The organism is Planktothrix sp. PCC 11201 (assembly GCF_900009135.1).
In the GTDB taxonomy this organism is placed as follows: domain Bacteria; phylum Cyanobacteriota; class Cyanobacteriia; order Cyanobacteriales; family Microcoleaceae; genus Planktothrix.
Window position 1 is genome coordinate 21,804 of record NZ_LT797692.1, and the last position, 7,989, is coordinate 29,792.

Consider the following 7,989-nt stretch of genomic DNA (forward strand, 5'->3'; position numbering starts at 1 on the left):
CTGTACTGATATTTAATGTCAGGGTGGGGTGATAAAAAACAAGGTTTAATGGTGATCCTGATCAAAGTTATCGAAAAATTGGGTCTAAAACCCCTAACTTCTAGTTAGGCTTTATCGTGATTCATCGTTAAGGGGTACACTGTCCTTTGTCTTGACCCACAGGAGAAAAGTTAGGGATCAGACGGTTATTAATCTCCTGTTCCGGCAACCAACCCTGGTTCCCCGCCTGTAGGGATGGGGTGACAGGGGTATAGGGAGATGACAATGGTTGTGTTGCATCAACCTGAGACAACTGGCCATTAACTGATGCTTTCGTGGTAGGAGTCGAACAAATTTTGACTTCCACCCAGGTTCCCCCTTGAGGAGTAGACTGTTTTTGCTGAACCTGAAACACCGTTCCCTCTGGAACAGTTCCCTTAACAGTGTTTTTACCAAATTCCGTGAGCAGAGTAATTGGCTTGGAATTGGCGATCGGATTTCCCAATTTAATCAAAGATTGTAGTTTTAAGAGACTGGTGGCAGAGGCTGTGGGAGTGGAGGTTGGAGGATTAGAAAGACTATCCGTAGGGGTTGGAGTGTCTGTCGGTTGTGCTTGGGGATCGTGGTTGAACATCCCTAAGCCGTAGAGTAAAGCCCCTAGAATCCCTAATAACACAGCAATACCCAAGGATAGGAACCAAATCTTCTTGACCCCAGACTGGACTGGTCTAGGGCGACCAATTACTGTTTCCATTGATGAATCTTCAGCATCGTTTGTATCGGAAGAATCATCCCCCAACTCGTCGGTTAAAGGAATCACAGGAGGGATACAGATCTCTTTCTGGGCATCGGGATCATCCTTGGGAACTACCGTAATTAATAACAAAGCAATGGTGACGTTATCATGGCCGTTTTGAGTATTGGCAATTTCAATCAGACGATCCCGAACCGTTGCTAAATCAACTTCCTGACGCAAAACGGGTAAAATTTCGGCTTCCCAATATTGTTCCACCCGATCGCGATCGCTTAACCCATCAGAACATAATAAAAACACACAATCTTCATCCAGGGGAAACCGTTGTACCGTTGGATGCAGCGTCACCGATGAAGTAATCCCCAGGGCTTGAATTAAGGCCCCAGAAGCCCCCTGTTGCAGAGCATCTCGATAGAGGGCACAACCTAAACGCACCTGGCGAGAAGCCACATCATCATCCACCGTCACTTGATGACAACCACTGGAACTAATCCAATAAACCCGACTATCCCCTAAATGGATTAAATAAATTTCATGAATATGGGCCAAAGCCATCACCAAGGTGGTTCCCATGCGTTCCCTGCCCTGACGGTTTTCATCATCGTTGCGTTGACAAATCATGTCATTGGCGATGCAAGTTGCCCGTTTTAATTTAGGAGTTAAGGATAATGGATCCCAATTGGCTTGATGCAGGGGCATTTGTTCCACCTGCTGACGCAGAACATCAATCGCCATTGAAGATGCCACTTCTCCGCCGTCCTGTCCCCCAATTCCATCACAAACAATAGCCAGAGCCGGTTCAGTTACGGGAACTAGGATGGGTTTACTCCCCTCGGGATAGCAGGCATCCTCATTATGGGAACGAGTGGGGCCAGCATCCGTTCCCGCGGCAATCTCAATCCGACGATGATAACCCCGTCCGCAAATAGAAAGGGCTTGATCCAATTGTTGGATCAGTTGGGTTGAGGTGCGTAACTCACCCGAGATCATTTGATGGGTCAGTTGTCGGAGGAATTTTTGAATTTGAGGCTGGGCGGTCGGAACCCACTGTTGCCAAAAATAACCCAACTGTTTGAGGGTGGGATTATGGATGTCTAAGTCTAATTGCAACAACCGAACAAATCTTCCCTGAACTCGCAGCAAATGGGAATTAAGCAAACTTGAAGCAACCTCTTGACGGGTTAGGGGTTGCCAAAGTTGAGCGATTTGCCATAACCAATTCAGTTGGCGCATCGCTGTGGCATCGGGCCACAGGGCTGCTAGGGTAGGCATTAAGGTTTCCCCATGGGTGGCAATCGGCCCCTTTTCTAAGAGGATGATCGGTTTATGATTTGTGCCTTTTGCCGGGGAGATGACTCCATAGACCTGCGGAATGTGCAACCGATAGGCAAATAATTTTAGATAGGGAGAAATCTGATCAGAAATCTCGCTGGGTATGTCAGGCAATAGTTCTGGCCGCGTATCAACCGCAATTCTATTGGTTTTGAGGAGGTAGCGATCTGCGAGCAGTGTTCCCGAAGGCTGATCTTCGATCCCTTCGCCTACAGTCCACAGATAGTGTTTTGCCACAGGATTTTGCATTTGGGTTCCTCACGCCTGGCGTTGCCACTCAAAAGTGATCTTCTAAAATTAGGATGGTTTACAGTTGTTATCCACCCCGTGGGCTGGAGGCGATAACACCAGAACCACAATAGATGTCCAATCGGTGCCTAATTTTGATAACTCACCCTAAAAATTAGCAGCAATTGGCAATCAAGATCAGGTAATCTGAACTATTGTAGCCTTTGAGCATCACTATCTGCTTGACCATTTGTTGTTAATTTTTCTTGGCTCTGGGCAAGGATACTTACAGCATGAGTGATTCTCCCCCTAACCCCTCCGATGACCCTAAATTATTACCTTATTTGGAAATTAATGAACGCTTGACTCAACTCAAAAAGTCCCACGGTCACTATTACCAGATGATTAATTTAGAGGTTTGGGCTTTAATTGAAACCATGGATCAGTTTTTTCCAGGTTCTTGGAATCGATTTATGAGTAACCGTCAACTTTCTATGAAACAGTTTTTACAGCGTCAGCGATCGCAAAAACCATCCCCAGCACCTGATGAGTAAGTGAATTTGAGAGTGATCATCATTTTTAGGGCATCTATAAACTCTTGATAAAGGGTCTGTATACAGTAAGTACAGGCCCTTTATGGTTATAATTTTACTAACTGCCGACTCGGGGTAATCCCATGCTATAGTTCACCGCCCGACAGTCGAGGTTATAGCTAATTTCACCTTTTTGGATCAGCGATCGGACTAAATGCTCTAAATCCGATCCGATTCGACGTAAATTATATTCGGTGAGGTCTTCGCCACTGAACGCTTCGACTAACTGATCAAATTTGCGATAGACTTGTTGCAAAGCCTGATCGTTCCAGTTAAATTCGTTATCGGGATCAATATCCAAGGTCAATACCTGTTGATTGTCCACTAACTCCTCATCTTGAATTTCCGCCGTATAAATATGAATATGGCGGGTTGTTGATTTCAGCAGCATAAGCGGTTTAACTAAATAGATTTTATCGGGATTGTTTTTTATTTTGACATTACTCTAGGAAATAATGACTAATTTTTGGGATCAAATTTTTAACTTTGCACTCACCACCGCCACCGATGTTGGACAACAGTTAATCCTCGATTTTGGCACAGTCCAAGCTGCGGAAAAAGCTGATGGCAGTTTAGTCACCCAGTCTGACCAGTGGGCGGATCAAGAAATTCGCACCCGCATCGCTAATACTTTTCCTGATCATGGGGTGATCAGTGAAGAAGCTGAACATATTTTTCCGAATACCGACTGGTGTTGGGTGATTGATCCTTTAGATGGTACGACTAATTTTGCCAGAGGGATTCCGATTTGGGGGATTTCCCTAGGATTACTCTATCAAGGCACTCCCGTATTTGGTTTAATCCATTTACCGCCTTTACAGCAAACTTTTCACGGGTTTTGGTTCGGTTCATCGGGGTTAACTGGCCCAGCAGGAGCGTTTTTAAATTGTAAACCCATTCATGCTAGTTCTGATGCTTTGAGTTCTAATCACTTCTTTAATTTATGTTCTCGAAGTATTGCGATCGCTCCCCATCTCCCTTGTAAAATTCGGATGTTAGGGATGGCGGCTTATAATTTCCTCACGGTGGCCGTCGGTGCTACTTTAGGGGGCGTGGAGGCCACTCCTAAAATTTGGGATATCGCCGGAAGTTGGGTTATTGTTAAGGCGGCGGGTGCGGTTTGGTATCCCCTCTCGACCGAACCTTTTCCCCTAGAAATTGGACGAAATTATGGAACTCAATCTTACCCTACATTGGTCGTGAGTCAAGCTGAATTATTATCAGTATTTCAACCCTTAGCTAATGATTTTATCAATAAAAAAAAACTAAAAGTAGGGTGCGTAAGCGATCGCTTACGCACCTTATAAACATTTAAAATAGATGATTTTTTATTATAATTTGATCCCATAATAGGCTTTCAAATAGTATAAAATTGCTACACAAAACGGTTGATAATGTTCCTGTTCGTCTAATTTACCATAGAATTCAGCCTTTTCTTGAGCTTCCTCGTAAGTAATTCCTTGTAATAGATCTAATTTTTCAATTCGCATTTGTTTAAGATCATAGTGATTCAGGTTAAGGATATCAATTGTTTCTTTTGCTTTCTCTTGTAATTCTAAATTATTAGTAGGAATAATTTCACCCTCTCCAGTATATCTAAAATACTCTTCACAGTTAGTTTGTAGGGGTGAGACGGGAATCGGATGATTTTCCCTTTGATTACCACAATGTTTAGGCCAATGTTGAGAACTACCACAGGAGGCTAAAAGATTAGAGTAGGTTACAGATAATTCTGCATCGGTTTTACTTTGGGGTAAAAAATGCTCAATATGGCTAGTTTCTCTCTCTATCTTCTGACAACAGTAACAGCAAATATATCCTTGTTCACTAAGTAAAGCCGAATGTACTAATCTCTTTTCTGGATTTTGAAAACTTTCATAATTATAGTTAATACCAGTAGACTTTTGTTGCTGTTTCCAGTCTTTGAATTCTTGCGGTTCTTCCTGTTTTTTAATATGTTTCATGATTTGAGAATTTCTTTGCGTCGAATTAAGCCATCAGCCCTAACAAATTTAGGATCTTCTTCTCCCAATTTATCTCGCAGTTGTTGAAGTGATCTTTTGGCTTCTTCCAATTGATCACTATCAATAAGGCGAAATAGTTTCAGAAAATCTTGTTGAATCTCAACGGGACGTTCTGAAGAATCCATCAAGGTTTCCAGAATTCGGTTACTATCTTTTCCATAGGATCTTAACCGTTCCACAATTATATCATTTGGTGTAACACACAATAAATGAACCCAGTCAACATGACTAATTACTAAAGGTGAATGAGTTGTAACAATAAACTGACAATTCGGGAAGGTTTGGGTTAAAGCTGGAATAATATTTTGTTGCCATTTCGGGTGAAGATGAAGCTCTATTTCATCAATAAGAATCACCCCTTCTCCCTCTAAAGGTTCTGATAAATCAGGATTAGCGATCGCTAAACGTCTTGCTAAATCACTGACTAAAGCCAACAAACATTTCTCTCCATCAGAAAGTTGATTAATAATCAGTTCCTTCCCATTTTTATCTAATGTCATGCGTAATGGTAAGCGCTGCACTCGTAAGTTAGAAAACCCATTCATAAAAACTTCATAAGCTTTTCTGACTGCTTCTAATTGAGGATCTCGATAACTGGGATGATCATTAAGACGTCGTTCATTTTCCAAATCTTCCCGATCTCGAAACCATTCAAAAAAGCGTCTAAAATCAATTTGTCCTCCGGTTAATGCTTCTTCGTAGGCTTCAATTTGTGCAAAAGAATGTTTATTTCTAATTCTTAAAGGAATATCAAGAACAGCCCGATTTGTTGGATAGTAGACAACGACAGGTAATGATAAATTCTCCCCATCTACTGAACTGTGAATTTCATCAATAATTTTTTTTAACTCTACAAATGAACTACTAATATCTCTACTATATCCTTTCCTAACACCAACAACAGACCAATTAACATTCTGTGAATTACAGAAATCCACAGTAATAGTATTCTGAGTTTGTCTCTGGTCATTTTTAATATCAGTTTCTTGAAAAGAACGTCCTGAACTTTGGGGGTTTTGAATTCGGGCTGTAAACCAGGATAGCAGAATTGATAAACATTCAAGAATACTCGACTTTCCAGAACCATTAATCCCAATCAAAACAGTGGGTGAATCTGTTTCAAAATGTAGCTCTAAATTCTTAATGCCTCTAAAAGAATCGATTTGCAATTTGGTGATTTTCATAATTCATCATTTTTTATTAATTATATTATATAGCACTATGCGCTCTTAGAAAAGGGAACAGTAGGTTATGACCCTTGTTGCAAGGTTTAGTATTGTCAAACACCTTAATTGGTAGTGCTATATCCTAGAAACCGGGTTTCTTAGAGAAACCCGGTTTCTGAAATTTACGCCTTCACCCCATTGGCAAATCGAATTTTTAAATAATCATCTTCCATTTTTGCCCCCGAAGGTTGTAACATAGCTAACGCTTGGGGTAACACTAAATTCCGACGATGATTACCAATTCTGATATTGAGTTCGTCTCCGGTTTTATTCAATTGAACTTGTTCTTTAGGAATCCCAGGTAAATACAATTCTAGCGTATATTCATTATTATCTACCACCACTCGAAGTGTATTTTCTTGATAATAAACCTGACTAGGATCTTCATCCTTATATAGCACTTCTTTCAATCTTTCTAAGGCTTCAAATCCACATAACTCCTCAGAAAATAATGGCACTTCCTTAACAGGTAAGGGGCTAAAATTATCATGGATTTCTTGACGATATTGTTTTTGATTGTCTTTCCATTTTTGGAAAAAAGGATCAGTCACTTGTTCAGGAATAATCCGATTAGAAATAACTAAATCTGTCGAAACATTATACAAACTTAAATAGGCATGGGCGCGTAAAGATTCCTTAATTACCATTTTTTCCGGGTTCGTAACTAAACGCACGGAGGTTTGCATATTATCGGTCAAAACCTTTTCTAAGGCTTCAATTTTTTCATAAAATTCATAAGGTGCGTCCATCACTTCTTTATCAGGTAAAGAAAACCCGGTCAAAGGTCTAAAAATCGGTTCAAATAGAGGACGCAACGCCACCGACATTCCTTGTAACGGTTTATAAAATTTTCTCATATACCACCCCCCCACTTCGGGTAAACTTAACAGTCTCAACGCGGTTCCCGTTGGGGCAGAATCAATAATTAAAACCTCAAAATCCCCCTCATCATAATGGCGTTTCATCCGCACTAGACCAAAAATTTCGTCCATTCCGGGCAAGATAGCCAGTTCTTCCGCCTGGACACCATCGAGTCCTCGCGCCTGTAATACCTGACTAATATAGCGTTTCACCGCCCCCCAGTTGCCTTCGAGTTCCATTAGGGCGTCCAATTCTGCCCCCCACAGGTTGGGTCGAACGAGACGGGGTTCGTGTCCCAAGGGCATATCAAAGCTATCGGCGAGGGAGTGGGCGGGGTCGGTGCTCAATACCAGGGTTTTATGTCCCAACTCGGCACAGCGTAACCCTGTTGCTGCTGCAACGGAGGTTTTCCCCACGCCACCTTTACCCGTCATTAAAATTACGCGCATACCGTTTTAAGATTAAAATTTGTTTACATTATTTAACTGTAGCGGTTTTTCATCGAGAATAACTGTTTCACCACGTCCAAGCGTGAACAGTCCCAATAGTCGATATGGCTTTCAATCAGGTTATGGGGGTTTAATTTGAGTTCACTCCGTCCCGGGATAGAAATTCTGGGTTTCCAGGGGAGGGGTGTTGTCCAACTGAGTGTCCAACGGGTTTCTATTAAATTCTCAGTTTGAGTAATATTATGTAAATCCAGTTGAATCTCTAAAAACCAAGTTTTCATAAATCCAATCATTTGTTGATAACGTTGTAACCCGTTAAATTGATTCATCGGGTCTGCAAAATAAACATTATCAGCATAAATACTATAGGTTTGATTATCAGGAAATTGTTGATAATCTTGTTTAATAATCTCAATAATATCCATAATTTTAGGGTGTGTAAGCGCGGGGTACGCACAATTTATACAGTTTATAGCAAGAGGCAATAGGGAATAGGCAATCTCGCTATAGGTAAATACTTACTGTGAGCAGCTTTTAGCTTTC

The 7,989-nt window shown here is 41.3% G+C and carries 8 protein-coding genes; 2 read left to right on the plus strand and 6 right to left on the minus strand.

The annotated features are described in order from the left end of the window. Positions 1 to 127: 127 nt before the first annotated feature. A complete protein-coding gene (locus PL11201_RS04670) occupies positions 128 to 2,314 on the minus strand; it encodes a PP2C family protein-serine/threonine phosphatase (protein ID WP_079677455.1) in 2,187 nt (728 codons plus the stop codon). Positions 2,315 to 2,586: 272 nt separating this feature from the next. Between PL11201_RS04670 and PL11201_RS04675 the strand changes: the two genes are divergently transcribed. After that, positions 2,587 to 2,847 carry a hypothetical protein gene (locus PL11201_RS04675; protein WP_079677456.1) on the plus strand — a complete coding sequence of 87 codons (261 nt, stop codon included), beginning with the start codon at positions 2,587 to 2,589 and terminating at the stop codon, positions 2,845 to 2,847. A gap of 97 nt (positions 2,848 to 2,944) precedes the next feature. On the opposite strand, the gene PL11201_RS04680 is transcribed toward PL11201_RS04675, so the two are convergent. Continuing rightward, a complete protein-coding gene (locus tag PL11201_RS04680; protein ID WP_079677457.1) occupies positions 2,945 to 3,277 on the minus strand; it encodes an NAD(P)H-quinone oxidoreductase subunit M in 333 nt (110 codons plus the stop codon). Between the two features lie 64 nt (positions 3,278 to 3,341). Between PL11201_RS04680 and PL11201_RS04685 the strand changes: the two genes are divergently transcribed. After that, a complete protein-coding gene (locus PL11201_RS04685) occupies positions 3,342 to 4,193 on the plus strand; it encodes an inositol monophosphatase family protein (RefSeq protein ID WP_079677458.1) in 852 nt (283 codons plus the stop codon). Positions 4,194 to 4,217: 24 nt separating this feature from the next. On the opposite strand, the gene PL11201_RS04690 is transcribed toward PL11201_RS04685, so the two are convergent. The 4 genes from PL11201_RS04690 to PL11201_RS04705 all read right to left on the minus strand — a co-directional run bounded on the left by PL11201_RS04690 (position 4,218) and on the right by PL11201_RS04705 (position 7,871). Next, on the minus strand, positions 4,218 to 4,850 hold the full coding sequence (locus tag PL11201_RS04690; protein WP_079677459.1) for a retron system putative HNH endonuclease: 633 nt from the start codon (positions 4,848 to 4,850) through the stop codon (positions 4,218 to 4,220). Then, entirely contained in the window at positions 4,847 to 6,094 is a 1,248-nt protein-coding gene (locus tag PL11201_RS04695) for an AAA family ATPase (protein ID WP_079677460.1), read from the minus strand. The genes PL11201_RS04690 and PL11201_RS04695 overlap by 4 nt, the downstream gene beginning before the upstream one ends. 164 nt (positions 6,095 to 6,258) lie before the next feature. Then, positions 6,259 to 7,446, minus strand: coding sequence for a TRC40/GET3/ArsA family transport-energizing ATPase (locus PL11201_RS04700; protein WP_079677461.1), 1,188 nt, complete (start codon positions 7,444 to 7,446; stop codon positions 6,259 to 6,261). A gap of 32 nt (positions 7,447 to 7,478) precedes the next feature. Then, entirely contained in the window at positions 7,479 to 7,871 is a 393-nt protein-coding gene (locus tag PL11201_RS04705; protein WP_079677462.1) for a DUF2358 domain-containing protein, read from the minus strand. Positions 7,872 to 7,989 lie beyond the last annotated feature (118 nt).

Coding starts and splice junctions, on each gene's coding strand:
- PL11201_RS04670 (WP_079677455.1), bottom strand. CDS start 2,314: ATGCAAAATCCTGTGGCAAAACACTATCTGTGGACTGTAGGCGAAGGG.
- PL11201_RS04675 (WP_079677456.1), top strand. CDS start 2,587: ATGAGTGATTCTCCCCCTAACCCCTCCGATGACCCTAAATTATTACCT.
- PL11201_RS04680 (WP_079677457.1), bottom strand. CDS start 3,277: ATGCTGCTGAAATCAACAACCCGCCATATTCATATTTATACGGCGGAA.
- PL11201_RS04685 (WP_079677458.1), top strand. CDS start 3,342: ATGACTAATTTTTGGGATCAAATTTTTAACTTTGCACTCACCACCGCC.
- PL11201_RS04690 (WP_079677459.1), bottom strand. CDS start 4,850: ATGAAACATATTAAAAAACAGGAAGAACCGCAAGAATTCAAAGACTGG.
- PL11201_RS04695 (WP_079677460.1), bottom strand. CDS start 6,094: ATGAAAATCACCAAATTGCAAATCGATTCTTTTAGAGGCATTAAGAAT.
- PL11201_RS04700 (WP_079677461.1), bottom strand. CDS start 7,446: ATGCGCGTAATTTTAATGACGGGTAAAGGTGGCGTGGGGAAAACCTCC.
- PL11201_RS04705 (WP_079677462.1), bottom strand. CDS start 7,871: ATGGATATTATTGAGATTATTAAACAAGATTATCAACAATTTCCTGAT.